The following is a 16,115-nucleotide window of genomic DNA, read 5'->3' as shown; positions in this document are numbered from 1 at the left end:
AATTATTCTGGTGGGACCATCATACAAAATTCGAGCATGAGCGACGCTTCGAACGGGGAGTCCACACGATTCACCCACGGGCCGATACTGTGGCCGCTTCTCGCGTTGGCTCTCCCGCTCACCGCCACACAGTTGCTGCAAGTGGCGTACAATCTGACGGACACGTTCTGGGTTGGACGACTCGGTGCCGATGCGGTGGCGGCGCTGTCGTTCTCGTGGCCGCCGATATTCCTGCTCGTAAGCGTCGGCGGCGGGATGACGAACGCGGGAACCATCCTCATCGCGCAGAACACGGGCGCAGGCAACGATGATCGACTCGGGCACGTCGCCGGACAAACGGTCGGTTTCGTCGGGTTACTCTCGGTTGCCGTTTCGATGCTCGGCGTCGTCTTCGCCCCGGAGTTGCTCCACGCCATCGGGACCACGCCGGGAACGAAGGTCCACGAATTGGCCGTCACCTACACGCGAATCGTCGTCCTCGGCATGCCGTTCACCTTCGGATTTTACGTGTTCATGGCCCTACTCCGTGGCTGGGGAGACACGAAGACGCCGATGTATCTGATGGTCCTCAGCGTCGGCCTCAACATCGTCCTCGACCCGTTTTTCGTCCTCGGATTTACTGGCAATCCGCTGTTCGGATGGTTCGGTCTCGGTGGACTCCAGCGTTCGCTGTTTACCACCACTGGCTTCGGCGGGTTTGGGGTCATGGGTGCCGCGATAGCGACGGTTCTCTCGCGGGGAATCGCGGCCGTCATCGGATTCTGGCTGTTGTTCGGCGGCCGCGTCGGTCTGCATCTCGCGCTGGACGACCTCCGGTTGAAGTTCGAGACCGTCGAAAAAATCCTCCGAATCGGGGTTCCCGGAGCCATCGACCAGAGTACCCAATCCATCGCGGTCATCGTCATGACGGCGCTCCTCGCCACCGTCAGCACCGACGCCGTCGCGGCGTACGGTATAGGTACCCGATTCATCTCCCTCGTCTGGCTTCCGACGGTGGCGATGGGGATGTCCGTCGAGACCGTGGTCGGGCAAAACCTCGGAAACGGGCGGCGGGACCGCGCTCGACGCACGGTGTACATCGCCGTCGCAATCCTCGGGGTGGCCTTCCTCGTCGCTGGCGTGCTGACGTTTTGGTTCGCTCGCCCGATCGTCGGTCTGTTTATCACGGGGTCAGGCTCCGACACGATAATCGATCAGGGTGCGACGTTCCTCCGAATCGTCACGCCGACGTGGATCATCATGGCCGCCTACCACATGATGAACGGAGCGTTCTACGGGTCGGGGTCCACCCGGATGGCGATGGGAATCGCTGTGACGTCGTTGTGGGGAGTCCGTGCAGTCATCGCAGTTGTCGCCATCCTCGTCTTCAGCGTCGGTGCTGTCGGTGCGTGGTACGCCATCGCAGTATCGAACGTGACGGCGGCCGTCGCTGGCGCGTTCTTTTTCTTCCGCGGACGATGGCTGGAGAACGTTCTCGAAGACGGTTCGACGGAAGAGGCGGGTCCGAACGCCGAGTCAGGACAACTGACCGATTCGCAATAGCGAAGAATAACGACCGGTTCCCGTCGGTCAGCGGTCAACGACGAGCGGCAAAAATCTGCACCGTCAGAGCAAAGCTCTGACAAGCCATTCGTTCGCTTCGTCGCCGGCGTTTCGCGCCGGCTTCCAGCGGGACCAAGGGTCCCGCCCGGCTCACGAAGAGATCAAAAAACCGCGAAAACCTTAGCTGAACTGCTCGATCAGTTCCGGCACTACTTCGAACAGGTCGCCGACGATACCGTAGTCGGCGATGTCGAAGATGGGTGCGTTCGGGTCCGTGTTGACCGCGATGATGGTGTCCGAACCCTTCATCCCGGCGACGTGCTGCACCGCGCCGGAGATACCGATAGCGAGGTAGACCGTCGGTGTCACCTGCGAACCGGACTGGCCGACCTGCCGGTTCTTCGGGAGCCAGCCGTTGTCCACGATGGGACGCGACGAAGAGAGCGTCGCGCCGGTCGCTTCCACGAGGTCCTCGATGAGCGGGAGGTTGTCCTCCTCCTCGATACCGCGGCCGATGCTGACGAGGAACTCCGCCTCGCTGATGTCCACGTCGCCAGCGCCGACTTCCTCGAAGCCGGTGACGGTCGAACCGATGGCGTCCTCGTCGGGTTCGAAGTCGAACGCGGAGACGTCGGCGTCGCCGACGCCTTCCGCTTCGGGCCACTCCGCACCACGGGTCGTCAGGGCGAACTGGTCGCCCTCGACTTCCACCGTCGTCTCGACTTTCGAACCGTACATCTCACGCGTCGTCGTGAGCGTGTCGCCGTACTCGAAGCCGATGACGTCGGTGACGAGCGGCAGGTCGAGATGGTTGGCGACTGCGGGCGCGTAGTCCAGTCCGTTCACACTGTTCGGCATGAGGACGAACGTCGGTTCGAGGTCGCCGACCAGCGCCTCGATGGCCTGTACGTACACGTCGTGGTTGAATTCCTCGCCGTATTCGACGGTGTGAATCGCATCGACACCGGTGCGGTTCAGTTCGTCGGCATAGGAATCCACGTCGCCGCTGATGACGGCGAGGTGCAGGTCGCCACCCGCGTCGTCGGCGAGTTCACGCCCTGCGGAGATGATTTCGAAACTCTCGTCGCGGAGTTCGCCGCGTCGGTGTTCCGTGATGGCGAGCACGTCGCTCATTGGACGACCCCCTTCTCACGGAGCACGTCAGCAAGTTTCGCCGCCGTCTCCTCGGTGCTTCCCTCGAAGATCTCCGCGTCGCTCTCGCTCTCGGGTTCGTACATGTCGGTCAATGTCAAATCGCTCCCCACCGCGTCGGCGTTCAGACCGAGGTCGCCGAGCGCCTTCGGTGCGATCTCCTTGGACTGTGCCTGTCGGATTCCGCGCAAACTCGCGTAGCGCGGTTCGTTGATACCCGTCTGGATGGTCAGCACGGCCGGGATTTCGATGTCCGTCAGTTCCTCGACGCCACCCTCCAGTTCGCGGTGGACGTGTGCGACGCCATCGTCGGCATCCACGTCGAGACCGTTGACGACCGCACCCCACTCGAAGTCGATCTCGTCCGCGAGTGCGACACCGGTCGCGCCGAACGCGTCGTCACCGGCCTGCACGCCGGTCAACACGAGGTCGGGTTCCTCTTCCGCGACAACGGCGGAGAGGATTTCGGTCTTCGTCTCCACGTCGAGCAATCCGGCGTCTTCGAGTGCTTCGTCCCAGACGCGGATCGAACGGTCCGCCCCTTTGGCGAGAGCCATTCGAATCGTCTCTTCGGCGCGTTCCGGGCCGATAGTGACGGTTACGACTTCGTCGGCGATGCCCGCCTCGTTCAACTGGACACCCTCCTCGACGGCGTAGTCATCCCACTCGTTCAGGTCATATTCGAGGTAGCGGTCGTCTACCTCGGTCCCTTCCACCTCGAAGTCATCCGCGAGTTCGGCGACTTCTTTTACCGTTACAAGGACCTTCATAATCAATTCCTTTCCGGGTAGCGGGTAAACGTTTTCGAAACGGCTGACAATGCACACGCCGTACTAATCGGATTTTTTACCTATTGGGAGGGGGAGATCGGACGGCTACTCATCGGTATCGAAATCGGTGATGTCCTCTCCAGGGAGCGTGATGAGGTTTTCCCGACCGATTCGGAGTTTGTCCACACGCCCGCTCTCGTTCATCGCCGAGAGCAACTGGGAGACCTTGGCGTTCGACCAGTTGGTCTCCTTGACGATGGTCGCCTGTTTCATTCGACCGCCGTTCTGTTTCAACAGGTGTTCGACGCGCTCCTCGTCGGACAGCAAGTCGAGGTTCGGTTCCGGGTCGTCGTCCGGATCGGGTTCCGGCGGTACGGGCTGATCGACGGGGTCGGAATCCACGACGGGTTCATCGTCGTCATCGTCGCGCTGGAAAAACGCGTAGACGCCTGCACCGGTGAGACCGACGAGGGCCAAGAATCCGGCGGCATACTCGTAAGGGAACGAATTGGACGACTGCGGAGACGTCTGATTTTTCGTGTACGTCACATCAGGGGGGAGGGAGTTGCTATCTTCGGAACTACCCCTCACGAAGATGGTTTCGTTGTTCCGTCTGATGTCGTTGTCCTGTCGGATACTCGTGTAGTATATCCGGTATCCGTCGGGGTTCTCAAGAACGAGGTTCTGCTTCGGAGAGAGGGAACCGAGCCACGTCGAATCACCGTCGTCAAACATGAAGGCGTCGTGGAGATAGATCTTGTCGCCGTTTACTCGTGTAAAGTTCGTCCAGATGAAGGTAAGCACCAACGTTCCGGTGTCATTGTTGACAAAATAGTCCCGTTCCGAGTTCCGTATCTGCATTTGACGCCCCGTCGCTTCCTGTTCGCGCTTCGCAATTGCGCGAAACGTCTCCGTGGAGAAGCCGACATCGCCGTCGTTGAGATTATGATTCTCGAAATCACGACCCATCCGCTTGAACGCTGCCGTTTCGTTGTCGTTGTGAAGCGCAAACTGCATCGAAACGTTCCACTCGGCATCACCGTTAGAGTGAGGTTTGATTCGAATGGTCGTCCCATTTACCGCCGTCACGTTTACCGAGCTACGGTCCTGTATTACGTGGCTACTGCTGGCCGGATGGGTGTTGATATCACCCGCAACGACGGTTGGCCCCACGGCGAAGAGGGAGAGAAGGACCACGAGGAGGGCGAAGTGTGACCGCATATCCATGAGTGGTCAATCAGACAAGAAAATACTTTCCATCCGTACGACAAAACATCAGGACTCAATTTAAAAGATTTTCACTGATTTCGGATGTTTATCCAAGGACGAACAAATCCCATATGTATTTTAATGAGTAGTTGTATACGCAACTGTATGAATCGGGCGTTCCCCGTCATAGTCGCAGTCCTTCTCATCTTCTGTTCGCCTGCTGCGGCATTTGGAACCGGGATGTCGACGGCGGTAGCGAAGACGCCAAGCGCGAAAAATCCGGTGCAACCACCGGGGTTCAACAATACGGCCTACCAGTTGAGCATCGGAACGCCGGACAGAAGTGGTACGGACACCCCATCGTTGAGCCTCAGCACTGCCCTCGAGATGGATAGGAACGACTTAGAGACGCAAAAGCGAATGAATACGCTCGACGAGCGGTTATCGAACGTTAAATCGAGCGGTGAAAAGAAACAGATACTTTCTTGGTTCAAAGCGAACATTTCCGTGCGATTGTCTGCTCTACAGACCGAAGAACGGACGACGAGTCAGCGGTTCAATAGCCAGGAAATCGGTACGGATGAATATATAAATGATCTCGCGATGATCGAAGTGAAGGCGAACAATATAGAGGACGCCGTGAAACGCATGAAATCGGCAGCGAAGAGGGAGAACGTTGTTCGATTTCAACCCTACGAATGGCAATATTTGACCAAATTGATACCGTTGCGTAGTAAGATACGTGAAGCAGCGGTAGAGAGTTTTCACTACGGCACGTCTTCGGAGAGGATCTATGTTGCAACAACTTCGAACGGTGTTGCTCTCAGCAGTATCATCGGTAATCAGTACATCCGTGATGTGTATCGTGCTGATTACAGAAATACAAGTTTGATAAATCAGATGACGAGCAGGGAAGCAAACAATATCACGATTCACGAATATCCGTGGTCCACAAATAACAAAAACAAAATAAGTTCGCCCACGAAGTTCGTGTATGACAAGGCCGCCCAAACGAAGATAATATACCCCCAAGGTGTGATCGAAGCGTACCTCGACACCGGCACGAAGAAGATATACCGCGAGATACAGTACAAGTCACTCACTGGAGATAACCATGCCCCTTACGGAGCTTCCGTCGAAAACAACAGCACGAATCTACATCTCGTCGTCAATCGAACGTACTCCGGCGGACCGCTCCGAATAAACCTGACCGATTCGAAGGGCGATCCGGTCAACGGTCATATCGAAATCGGGGAGACGGAACTCGGGGATACCGGACCGACTGGAACGATATACACGATATCACCGAGTCGGGAATTCACCGTCACCGCGACACACGACTCCGAGACGGTGAAAGTGACACTCACCCCCTACGGAGTAACGAACGGGAGTTCCAATGGTGAAACGCCACGGAATGCTGGTGAATCGCCCTAAGGTTGAAATAGCAATACAGAACCACTGACTGGCGTGTCGAAACGCGCCGTCTCACCCGTCGTCGGGGTCGTCCTCTTGCTCGTCGTCACGCTCGTCGTCGCCGGAACCATCGGGGCAGTGGCGGTACATTCGATGTCATTACAGGAACCGAAACACGCTGTCATCGGGGTTTCGGCTACTGCGGCAACAAACCGGGTAGCGTTTACACACCAAGCAGGGGATTCGCTCGACATCGATGGGATCGAGATCGAGGTACGTGTGAACGGTGAATCGCTCTCCCATCAACCGCCAGTTCCGTTCTTTTCAGCGGACGGGTTTCGTGCCGGGCCGACAGGACCGTTCAACAGCGCATCCGATCCGACGTGGCATGTGGGAGAAACGGCGAGTTTTACACTCGCCGAAACCAACGCACCGTTACTCGAACGAGGGGACGAAGTCACCGTTCGGATCGTCGAAAACGGAACGCTCGTCATCGAAATGGAAGCGACTGCACGCTGAAAAATCCACGAATAATATCTATTCTTCAGGTACGCGCGCGACGGTCGTGATAGCGATATCGGGGTCGTAACTCGGACCCATCTCCCGGTGACGAATGTCCTCGTAGCCCGCTTCGTGGAACATTCGATCCGCCTCGTCGCGGTCGTAAAAGAGCATGATCGTATCGGCGACTTTCTGCATGACGCCCGTTCCGGGGTAGTTCGGACCGACAATCAAAACCTCACCACCGGGTTTGGTAACACGGCGGATATCACGGAGGGTTTCGACCGGGTCGGGCCAATATTCGATGGAACCGGACGACCAGACGATATCGAACGAATCGTCCTTGAACGGCAGTCGCTCGGCGTCCCCTCGGTAGAAGCTGACGGGGTCGTATTTGCCGATTTTTTCCCACGCCTTTCCCAGTTGGTGGATGCTCTGATCGAGACCGTGGACGTTGTCGGTATGTTCGAGGAGTCCTTCGGTTCCGAACCCGGTCCCGCAACCGACATCGAGCACTCGATCGTCAGATTCGATGTCGAGCATCGACAGCGCTTCGTCGCGCATTTCCTCGTTCCAGATGAACGGGTTGACCTGATCGTACACCTTCGAGAGGTATTTGTAAAAGATTCGTGCTCGACGTTTGTCTTCGAGAATACCCATTGTAATTGTGTTGCGGTTGGGACCGAACGATGATGAATCCCCACCATTTTCGCCCGACGGGGAGCCAAATGGTTCCGCAAGTAGTTTATAGCCTCTGGCGCAACCATTCGCGTGATTACCACATATGCCGAGACCGGACGTTCTAGAACGAATAAAAGAGGCCGAAACGGAGGCTGACGGCATCGTCGCGCAATCCGAGGAGGATCGCGAAGAGCGGATTTCGGAGGCGCATACGAAGGCGGAGGAGATCCGCTCGGAAGCTCAAGAAGAGGCCAACGAGATGGAAGAGAAACGACTCGAAAATGCGCGTGAAGATATCGAATCCGAGCGCAAACAGATCCTCGCAGAGGGCGAGAAAGAGCGAGAAGAGCTCGAAACTCGTGCCGAAGCGAACAAAGAGGAGGCGATAGAATTAGTCATCGACAGATTCAGGGAGGCGGTGCATGCTCAGACCTGAACGGATGAGCAAGGTCTCGGTGGCAGGGTCGCGGATGGTCATGCCCGACGTCATCGAAGCGATTCACGAACTGAATCTCGTACATCTGTCGGATTACGATGGGTCGTGGGAAGGATTCGACCCGGGCAACCCCGTCACTGGCGCGGACGAGGCATCCGACAAGCTCGTCACCGTTCGTTCGATCGAAAGTATTCTTGAGGTGAGTGGGGAGGACGCCGGTCCGCAACGAATCGTTACCGGCGAAGCCCTCGAAGAGGAACTCGAAGAGATTCGGGCACAGGTCAACCGCCTGGACGCCCGACGAAACGAACTCGAAGCGGAGCTACAGAGCGTCGAAGAACGGATAGACGCAATGAAGCCGTTCGCCAACCTCGGCATCGACCTCGATCTGTTGTCGGGATACGACCATCTTCAGGTCGCCGTTGGCGAAGGGGACGCGAACGAAATCGAACGCGCGCTCACCGAGTCGAGCGACGTTCAGGAGTACGAACTGTTCTCCGAGGAGCGGACGGTCGCCGTCTTCGTCTACCCGGAAGACGGGGCGGAAGACGCACTCGGCGAGGCATTGGTCGGTATCGAGTTTACGTCGTACGACGTTCCGGAGGCCTCGGGAAGCCCCGAGGAGTACGTCGCGGAGCTCAAACACGACTATCAGAAGGACGAATCGAAGCTCAACGGCGTCGAAAGCGAGCTAAATGACGTAAAACTCGATGCTGCTGGCTTCCTGTTGGCGGCCGAGGAAAAACTCGCTATCGAGGTACAGAAAGAGGAAGCGCCGCTTCAGTTTGCAACGACGGAGAACGCCTTCATCGCCGAAGGTTGGATCCCGTCCGACCGCTACGACGACCTGGTAACCGCCATTCGGTCGGCGGTCGGCGACCGCGCCGACGTCGACGAACTCGAACGCGCATCCTACCACAATCCGGACATCAACCACCACGTCGCCATGGACGGCGGCACGGAGGAGAACCCGCCGGTCGTCCAGGACAACCCTGACCCGACTCGACCGTTCGAACTGTTGGTCGAAACGATCAACAGGCCGCGATACTTCGAGTTCGATCCGACCATCGTGCTGTTCCTCACGCTCCCGATCTTCTTCGGATTCATGATCGGCGACGTGGGGTACGGCCTGGTCTACCTCGTGGCAGGCTGGTACCTCTTCACTCGATTCGACGGTGGATTCAAAAGCCTCGGCGGCATCGCGCTCTGGTCGGGTGCGGTCACCGTCGTCTTCGGGTTCATATTTGCCGAGTTCTTCGGCTTCCACTTCGCGCATATGCTCTATGGCCCCGGCGGTCCGCCGCTGGAGAAGGGGCTGACGCCGGAAACCGTCGAGTGGGCGCTCCTCTGGCTGTTCATGAGCGTCATCGTCGGGTTGATCCACCTCAACGTCGGATTCATCTTCGACTTCCGCGAGAAGATGGACTTCGGAATGAAACACGCGCTCCTGGAGGCTGGCTCCTGGATACTGCTCATGAACGGCGTCTGGCTCTGGATCCTCAGCAGGAGCTACAAAAGTTCGAAACCGGACTTCATCTACACGTCGTTCGACGCCCATCCGATTCCGCTCGGCTTCACGGGCTTCTCGCCCGAGGCCGGAATGGCGGGACTCGCAGTCGCCGTCGTCGGCATGCTCGCCCTCGTCGTCGCTGAGGGCCCCGTCGTCGCGCTCATCGAGAGCCTGAACGTTCTCACGCACGTGCTGTCCTACGCTCGGCTGGCCGCGGAGGTCATCGCCGAGGCGGGCATCGCGCTCGTCGTGAACCTGCTCGTGTTCGGCGCCTCCACCGATGGAGAGGCATACCACTTCCTCGTCGACAAAGCCCCATCCGCCGTCAGCCACGGCGAGGTCGTCTTCGGCGGCCTGTTCCACATGGGTATCATCGGGGTACTCTTCGGAATCGTCCTGCTGATCCTGGGCCACCTTGTCGTGCTAGCGCTCGGCATCGTCAGCGCAGGTCTGCAGGCCCTGCGGCTGGAATATGTGGAATTCTTTGGGAAGTTTTATGAGGGCGGTGGGGAGAAGTTCCAACCGTTCGGCTACGACAGATCCTACACCACAGAGGACTAAGTAAACCATGTACGAATTCATACTCGCATTCGCACACTCCGCTGTATTGCTCGCACAGGACGCTGCTTCCAACCAGCCCAATTTCCCGAAGGCTGGCGCCACGCTCGGCGTCGGTCTCGCCGCACTCGGCGCAGGCGTCGCAGAGGGTGGCATCGGTGCCGCCGCCGTCGGCGCAATCGCCGAGGACCGCGACTTCTTCGGTCTCGGACTGATCATGACGGTGCTCCCGGAGACCCTCGTCATTCTGGCGCTGGTCGTCGTGTTCATCGTATAAACTCCCTTCCCAATTTATGAGTTTGGAAACAGTAGTTGAGGACATTCGAGACGAAGCCCGCACGCGCGCGGACGAAATCCGCGCAGAGGCCGACGACCGCGCCGCCGAGATCGTCGAGGCGGCCGAAGCGGACGCCGATGAAATCGTAGCGGCGAAAGAACGAGAGATCGAAAACCAGATCGAACAGGAACGCGACCAGCGCCTCTCGGGTGCCAAGCTCGAAGCCAAACAGAAGCGCCTGAGCGCCCGCCGTGACGTCATCCAGGACGTTCGCGATGCGGTCGAGGACCGTCTCTCGGAACTCGGCGGCGACGAGCGCGAGAAGCTGACGCGCGAACTGCTCGACGCCGCAGCGACCGAGTTCGAGGACGAGGAATCGGTCCGCGTCTACTCGTGTCCGTCCGACGAGGAACTCGTCACCGGGATCCTGGACGACTACGAAAACTTCGAGCACGCCGGCGAGTACGACTGTCTCGGCGGCGTCGTCGTCGAAGGCGACGCGTCGAGAGTCAGAGTGAACAACACGTTCGACTCGATACTCGAAACCGTCTGGGACGATCAGCTAAAAGATATCAGCTCGAAGCTGTTTGACGACCAATGAAGGTTATTAGCAGCGACGCATCAAACTACGAGTACGTCAACGCGCGCGTCAAGACGCGCCGCGCCACTCTCTTCTCCGAGGAGGACTACCGCAAGCTCATTCGAATGGGCCCGGGAGAAATCGCCCGGTACATGGAGGAGACGGAGTACGAGGAGGAAGTGAACGCACTCGGCGCACGCTACGATGGCGTCAACCTCGTGGAGTACGCGCTCCACGCCAACCTCGCCAAGCACTTCGACGACCTGTTGCAGTGGGCCGACGGGAAGCTTTACGACCTCATCGCCCGCTATCTCCGGAAGTTCGACGACTGGAACATCAAGACCGTGATCCGTGGCATCTACTCCGACGCGGATCGAGAACTCGTCGAGGCGGACCTGATCCGCGCCGGCGAGTTCTCCAACCGCTTCCTCGACCGGATGCTCGACGCGACCACCATCGAGGAAGTCGTCGATCTCCTGTCCGATACGATGTTCGGCGACGCCGTCGAAGAAGCGTATCAGGATCACGAGGAGACCGGGCTGTTGATCCCGCTCGAAAACGCCATCGATCGGGCGTATTACGAAGCGCTGATGGACGGAATCATCGTCGGTCCGGACCGCGCGACGGACATGTACGTCGATTTCTTGCAAGCGGAAATCGACTTCCGGAACATCCGGAACGTCCTTCGTGCCAGCCGAAGCGGCGCCGACATCGACCCCGCGAAGTACTACATCTCCGGGGGACGGCTGTTCGACGCATCGACACTGGCACAACTCGCAGGCAATCCCGACGAACTGATCGCCCGGCTTCGTGACAGCCGTTACGGGGATAAACTGGACGAAGCGCTGGACGAGCTTGAGCGAGCCGACAGTCTGATTGGATTCGAGCACGCTCTAGATAAGGCGTTGCTCGAATACTCGGACCACCTTTCACACGTGTTTCCGTTATCCGTGTGTCCAGTGTTCGCTTACGTTCTCGCCAAACAGCGTGAAGTCGATAACATCCGTGCGATTGCACGAGGGCGCGAAGCGGGACTGTCAGAGGACCAAATCGAAGAAGAACTGGTACTACTATGAGCCAAGAGATAGCCGTCATCGGGAGCCCGGACTTCACGACCGGATTTCGCCTCGCAGGCGTCCGGAAGTTCGAAAACGTTCCGGATGACGAGAAAGCGGAGAGCTTGGACGACGCAGTTTCTCGCGTACTGACGGACGACGACGTGGGCATCATCGTGATGCACGACGACGACCTCGAACATCTCTCTCGGAACGTCCGGAACGACGTCGAGACGAGTATCGAGCCCACCCTCGTAGCGCTGGGCGGTGGCGCGGGAAGCAGCGGACTCCGCGACAAGATCAAGCGTGCGATCGGTATCGACCTTATGGACGAAGACGAACAAGGTGATAACGAATGAGCCAGGCAACAGACAGCGACGTCGTCCGTGAGGACGGCGTCATTCAGAGCGTGAGCGGACCGGTCGTTACCGCCACGGACCTCGGTGCCCGGATGAACGACGTCGTGTACGTCGGTGAGGAAGGGCTGATGGGAGAGGTCATCGAAATCGAAGGAAACGTAACCACGATTCAGGTGTACGAGGAGACCTCGAACGTCGCACCCGGCGAACCCGTCGAGAACACGGGCGAACCGCTGTCGGTCGAACTCGGACCGGGAATGCTCTACTCCATCTACGACGGAGTGCAACGCCCGCTCGACGTTCTCGAAAGCAAGATGGGCGCGTTCCTCGACCGTGGTGTCGACGCTCCGGGTATCGACCAGGAGAAGACGTGGGAGTTCACCGCAACTGTCAGCGAAGGTGACACGGTCGAACCCGGCGATATCGTCGGAACCGTTCCCGAGACCGAGAGCATCGAACACAAGGTGATGGTGCCGCCGGACTACGAGGGCGGCGAAGTCGTCAGCGTGAAGAGCGGCAACTACGACGTCAACGAGGCCATCGTCGAACTCGACAACGGCGAAGAAGTCTCGATGCAACAGGAGTGGCCGGTTCGTGAGGCGCGACCGAGCGTCGACAAGAAGACGCCCCTGACACCGCTGGTGTCCGGTCAGCGAATTCTTGATGGTTTGTTCCCCATCGCCAAAGGTGGGACGGCCGCGATTCCGGGACCGTTCGGGTCCGGAAAGACGGTCACCCAGCACTCGCTGGCCAAGTGGGCCGACGCGGACATCGTCGTCTACGTCGGCTGTGGCGAGCGCGGAAACGAGATGACGGAAGTCATCGAGGACTTCCCGGAACTCGAAGACCCGCGAACGGGCAAACCGCTCATGTCGCGGACGTGCCTCATCGCGAACACGTCGAACATGCCCGTGGCCGCACGTGAGTCGTGCATCTACACGGGAATCACCATCGCGGAGTACTACCGCGACATGGGATACGACGTCGCACTCATGGCCGACTCCACCTCGCGGTGGGCGGAGGCGATGCGTGAGATTTCCTCGCGTCTCGAAGAGATGCCCGGCGAAGAGGGATACCCGGCGTACCTCGCCGCCCGACTCGCCCAGTTCTACGAGCGCGCAGGCAAGTTCGACAACATCAACGGTACGGAAGGTTCGGTGACGGCCATCGGTGCAGTTAGTCCCCCAGGGGGAGACTTCTCCGAGCCCGTCACGCAGAACACCCTGCGTATCGTGAAGACGTTCTGGGCGCTTGACGCCGACCTCGCGGAACGTCGGCACTTCCCGGCGATCAACTGGGAGGAATCCTACTCGCTGTACAAGGATCAACTCGACCCGTGGTACGAACAGAACGTCCGGCAGGACTTCCCAGAGAAACGCCAGTGGGCGACCGACGTTCTCGACGAGGAGGGCGAACTGCAGGAGATCGTTCAGCTCGTCGGGAAGGACGCGCTGCCGGAGGACCAGCAGTTGACGCTCGAAGTCGCACGCTACCTCCGTGAAGGATGGCTCCAGCAGAACGCGTTCAACGACACGGACGCCTTCTGTTCGCCGGAGAAGACCTACCGGATGCTCGAAGCCATCGAGACGTTCAACGACGAAGCGTTCGCAGCACTCGAAGCCGGCGTTCCGATAGACGAAATCACGTCCATCGAGGCCGCCCCACGCCTGAACCGTATCGGCGTGACCGAGGACTGGGAGGACTTCGTCGAAGAGATCGAAGAGGACATCACCGAAGAGCTCAGGGAGAAATACTAATGAAAGAATACCAGACAATTACCGAAATCAGCGGTCCGCTGGTGTTCGCCGAGGTCGATGAGCCCATCGGATACGACGAGATGGTCGAAATCGAGACACCGGCCGGCGAAACGCTGCGTGGACAGGTGCTCGAATCGAGCGAGGGACTCGTCTCGATTCAGGTGTTCGAAGGCACCGAAGGTATCGACCGCCAATCGTCAGTTCGATTCCTCGGTGAGACGTTGAAGATGCCCGTCACCGAGGACCTGCTCGGACGCGTCCTCGACGGGTCCGGACAGCCAATCGACGGCGGTCCGGAAATCGTTCCGGACGAGCGACGTGACATCGTCGGCGCAGCGATCAACCCGTACGCACGGGAATACCCCGAGGAGTTCATCCAGACCGGCGTGTCGGCCATCGACGGCATGAACACGCTGGTTCGCGGACAGAAGCTGCCCATCTTCTCGGCATCCGGTCTGCCGCACAACGACCTCGCGCTTCAGATCGCACGACAGGCGAGCGTGCTCGAAGACGAGGAGGAAGGCGAAGAGAGCGAGTTCGCAGTGGTGTTCGGCGCGATGGGCATCACGGCCGAAGAGGCGAACGAGTTCATGGAGGACTTCGAGCGGACCGGTGCGCTGGAACGCTCGGTCGTCTTCATGAACCTCGCGGACGACCCCGCAGTCGAGCGGACGGTCACGCCGCGAATGGCGCTCACCACGGCGGAGTATCTCGCGTTCGACAAGGATTACCACGTGCTGGTTATCCTGACGGACATGACGAACTACTGTGAGGCGCTCCGTGAGATCGGTGCCGCCCGCGAAGAGGTTCCGGGTCGACGTGGCTACCCCGGATACATGTACACGGACCTTGCACAGCTCTACGAGCGTGCGGGCCGTATCGAAGGACGCAAGGGGTCCGTCACGCAGATTCCCATCCTCACGATGCCGGGCGACGACGACACGCACCCGATTCCCGACCTGACCGGGTACATCACGGAAGGGCAGATCATGCTCGACCGCGACCTGAACTCGCAGGGTGTCAAACCGCCGATCAACCCGCTTCCGTCCCTCTCGCGGCTGATGGACGACGGTATCGGCGAGGGGCTCACCCGTGGAGACCACTCCGGTCTCTCCGACCAGATGTTCGCGGCGTACGCGGAAGGTGAGGACCTGCGCGACCTCGTGAACATCGTCGGTCGTGAAGCGTTGAGCGAGGACGACAACAGGTACCTCGACTTCGCCGACCGCTTCGAGGACGAGTTCCTCAATCAGGGCTTCCACACGAGCCGTGACATCGAAGAGACGCTGGACATCGGCTGGGAGCTCATCTCGATGCTTCCGAAGACGAAGCTCAATCGCGTGAGCGAGGACGAAATCGAGGAGCACTACGTCGAGGAAGAAGCGGAAGAAGTCGCGGCGGACTAAACGCGGATACGCGGTTTTTTCTTTACGGCGGTAAAAATGATGTCGAGCGACGGAGAGATATCCAGTTCCGTGTCGCGGATATCGCCGCGGAGCGGCTTTCGACTGTAAAGAATTATCCCTTTCGAGTTTTTATGATCAACCAACATGGCCACGGACGTCAAACCCACTCGGAAGAACCTCATGGCGATCGAGGATCGCATCGATCTCTCCGAACGGGGTCACGACACGCTGGAGCAGAAGCGTGACGGGCTCATTATGGAGTTTATGGACATCCTCGACCAAGCACAGGACGTACGGTCCGGTCTGGACGAGGATTACGAGAGCGCACAGCAGACCATCAACATGGCTCGTGCGATGGAAGGGGACGTCGCAGTTCGTGGGGCCGCCGCGGCACTCCGTGAGCATCCCGAAATCACGACGGAATCGAAGAACATCATGGGCGTCGTCGTCCCGCAGATCGAGTCTTCGAAAGTCAAGAAATCGCTGGACGAGCGTGGGTACGGTGTCCTCGGGACGAGCGCCCGTATCGACGAGACCGCGGACGCCTACGAGGACCTGCTCGAAAGCATCATCCTCGCCGCCGAGATCGAGACGGCGATGAAGAAGATGCTGGACGAGATCGAGAAGACGAAGCGTCGTGTCAACGCGCTAGAATTCAAGCTCCTGCCGGACCTCTACGAGTCCGAGAGCTACATCGAGCAGAAACTCGAAGAGCAAGAGCGCGAGGAGATCTTCCGAATGAAGAAGATCAAGGCCAAGAAAGAAGAGAGCGAAAAGGAAGAACAGCAGGCCCGCGAACCGGAGCGAGCGGAAGGCGAAGTCGCCGTCACGAGCTAACTCGGCTATCTATCTTTCTACAATGCAATCCGGCCGATCAGCGGTGCGTTTCAGGTCGATGAAGTGGACCGA

General features: G+C 59.0%; 16 protein-coding genes. 12 read left to right on the top strand and 4 right to left on the bottom strand.

Annotated elements, in window-relative coordinates; translation table 11 throughout:
- Nucleotides 1–36: 36 nt before the first annotated feature.
- Nucleotides 37–1,542, top strand: coding sequence for an MATE family efflux transporter (locus tag NKF26_RS01040; RefSeq protein WP_253224888.1), 1,506 nt, complete (start codon nt 37–39; stop codon nt 1,540–1,542).
- A 180-nt stretch (nt 1,543–1,722) separates the two neighbouring features.
- On the opposite strand, the gene NKF26_RS01035 is transcribed toward NKF26_RS01040, so the two are convergent.
- The 3 genes from NKF26_RS01035 to NKF26_RS01025 form a co-directional block, all read right to left on the bottom strand.
- Nucleotides 1,723–2,676, bottom strand: a complete 954-nt coding sequence (locus NKF26_RS01035) for an electron transfer flavoprotein subunit alpha/FixB family protein (RefSeq protein WP_253224887.1) — start codon at nt 2,674–2,676, stop codon at nt 1,723–1,725.
- Nucleotides 2,673–3,464 (bottom strand): electron transfer flavoprotein subunit beta/FixA family protein, encoded by a 792-nt coding sequence (locus NKF26_RS01030; RefSeq protein ID WP_253224886.1) that lies wholly within the window; start codon nt 3,462–3,464, stop codon nt 2,673–2,675. The genes NKF26_RS01035 and NKF26_RS01030 overlap by 4 nt, the downstream gene beginning before the upstream one ends.
- 105 nt (nt 3,465–3,569) lie before the next feature.
- Nucleotides 3,570–4,685 (bottom strand): hypothetical protein, encoded by a 1,116-nt coding sequence (locus tag NKF26_RS01025; RefSeq protein ID WP_253224885.1) that lies wholly within the window; start codon nt 4,683–4,685, stop codon nt 3,570–3,572.
- Between the two features lie 153 nt (nt 4,686–4,838).
- Here NKF26_RS01025 and NKF26_RS01020 point away from each other — a divergent pair, with 153 nt between their 5' ends.
- Both NKF26_RS01020 and NKF26_RS01015 read left to right on the top strand, forming a co-directional pair.
- On the top strand, nt 4,839–6,107 hold the full coding sequence (locus NKF26_RS01020; protein ID WP_253224884.1) for a hypothetical protein: 1,269 nt from the start codon (nt 4,839–4,841) through the stop codon (nt 6,105–6,107).
- A gap of 33 nt (nt 6,108–6,140) precedes the next feature.
- A complete protein-coding gene (locus NKF26_RS01015) occupies nt 6,141–6,605 on the top strand; it encodes a type IV pilin (protein ID WP_253224883.1) in 465 nt (154 codons plus the stop codon).
- 18 nt (nt 6,606–6,623) lie between these two features.
- Here NKF26_RS01015 and NKF26_RS01010 read toward each other — a convergent pair whose 3' ends face one another.
- Nucleotides 6,624–7,247 carry a methyltransferase domain-containing protein gene (locus tag NKF26_RS01010; protein WP_253224882.1) on the bottom strand — a complete coding sequence of 208 codons (624 nt, stop codon included), beginning with the start codon at nt 7,245–7,247 and terminating at the stop codon, nt 6,624–6,626.
- 124 nt (nt 7,248–7,371) lie between these two features.
- Between NKF26_RS01010 and ahaH the strand changes: the two genes are divergently transcribed.
- The 9 genes from ahaH (at nt 7,372) to NKF26_RS00965 (ending at nt 16,043) form a co-directional block, all read left to right on the top strand.
- Complete coding sequence (ahaH, locus tag NKF26_RS01005; protein WP_253233919.1) at nt 7,372–7,704, top strand: ATP synthase archaeal subunit H; 333 nt, start codon at nt 7,372–7,374, stop codon at nt 7,702–7,704.
- Nucleotides 7,691–9,775, top strand: coding sequence for a V-type ATP synthase subunit I (locus NKF26_RS01000; protein ID WP_253233918.1), 2,085 nt, complete (start codon nt 7,691–7,693; stop codon nt 9,773–9,775). The genes ahaH and NKF26_RS01000 overlap by 14 nt, the downstream gene beginning before the upstream one ends.
- 7 nt (nt 9,776–9,782) lie before the next feature.
- Nucleotides 9,783–10,049 carry a F0F1 ATP synthase subunit C gene (locus NKF26_RS00995; protein WP_253224879.1) on the top strand — a complete coding sequence of 89 codons (267 nt, stop codon included), beginning with the start codon at nt 9,783–9,785 and terminating at the stop codon, nt 10,047–10,049.
- A 16-nt stretch (nt 10,050–10,065) separates the two neighbouring features.
- A complete protein-coding gene (locus NKF26_RS00990) occupies nt 10,066–10,650 on the top strand; it encodes a V-type ATP synthase subunit E (RefSeq protein WP_253224878.1) in 585 nt (194 codons plus the stop codon).
- Complete coding sequence (locus NKF26_RS00985; protein ID WP_066140070.1) at nt 10,647–11,705, top strand: V-type ATP synthase subunit C; 1,059 nt, start codon at nt 10,647–10,649, stop codon at nt 11,703–11,705. Before NKF26_RS00990 ends, NKF26_RS00985 begins: the two co-directional genes overlap by 4 nt.
- Nucleotides 11,702–12,043, top strand: a complete 342-nt coding sequence (locus NKF26_RS00980; RefSeq protein ID WP_066140067.1) for a V-type ATP synthase subunit F — start codon at nt 11,702–11,704, stop codon at nt 12,041–12,043. Before NKF26_RS00985 ends, NKF26_RS00980 begins: the two co-directional genes overlap by 4 nt.
- Nucleotides 12,040–13,800 carry an ATP synthase subunit A gene (locus NKF26_RS00975; protein ID WP_253224877.1) on the top strand — a complete coding sequence of 587 codons (1,761 nt, stop codon included), beginning with the start codon at nt 12,040–12,042 and terminating at the stop codon, nt 13,798–13,800. The genes NKF26_RS00980 and NKF26_RS00975 overlap by 4 nt, the downstream gene beginning before the upstream one ends.
- Complete coding sequence (locus NKF26_RS00970; protein ID WP_066140061.1) at nt 13,800–15,206, top strand: ATP synthase subunit B; 1,407 nt, start codon at nt 13,800–13,802, stop codon at nt 15,204–15,206. The genes NKF26_RS00975 and NKF26_RS00970 overlap by 1 nt, the downstream gene beginning before the upstream one ends.
- A gap of 144 nt (nt 15,207–15,350) precedes the next feature.
- On the top strand, nt 15,351–16,043 hold the full coding sequence (locus NKF26_RS00965; RefSeq protein ID WP_066140059.1) for a V-type ATP synthase subunit D: 693 nt from the start codon (nt 15,351–15,353) through the stop codon (nt 16,041–16,043).
- Nucleotides 16,044–16,115 lie beyond the last annotated feature (72 nt).

Origin of the sequence: Haladaptatus sp. AB618 (genome assembly GCF_024136965.1) — an archaeon.
Lineage (GTDB): Archaea > Halobacteriota > Halobacteria > Halobacteriales > Haladaptataceae > Haladaptatus.
This window is presented reverse-complemented; position numbering and strand designations above follow the sequence as displayed.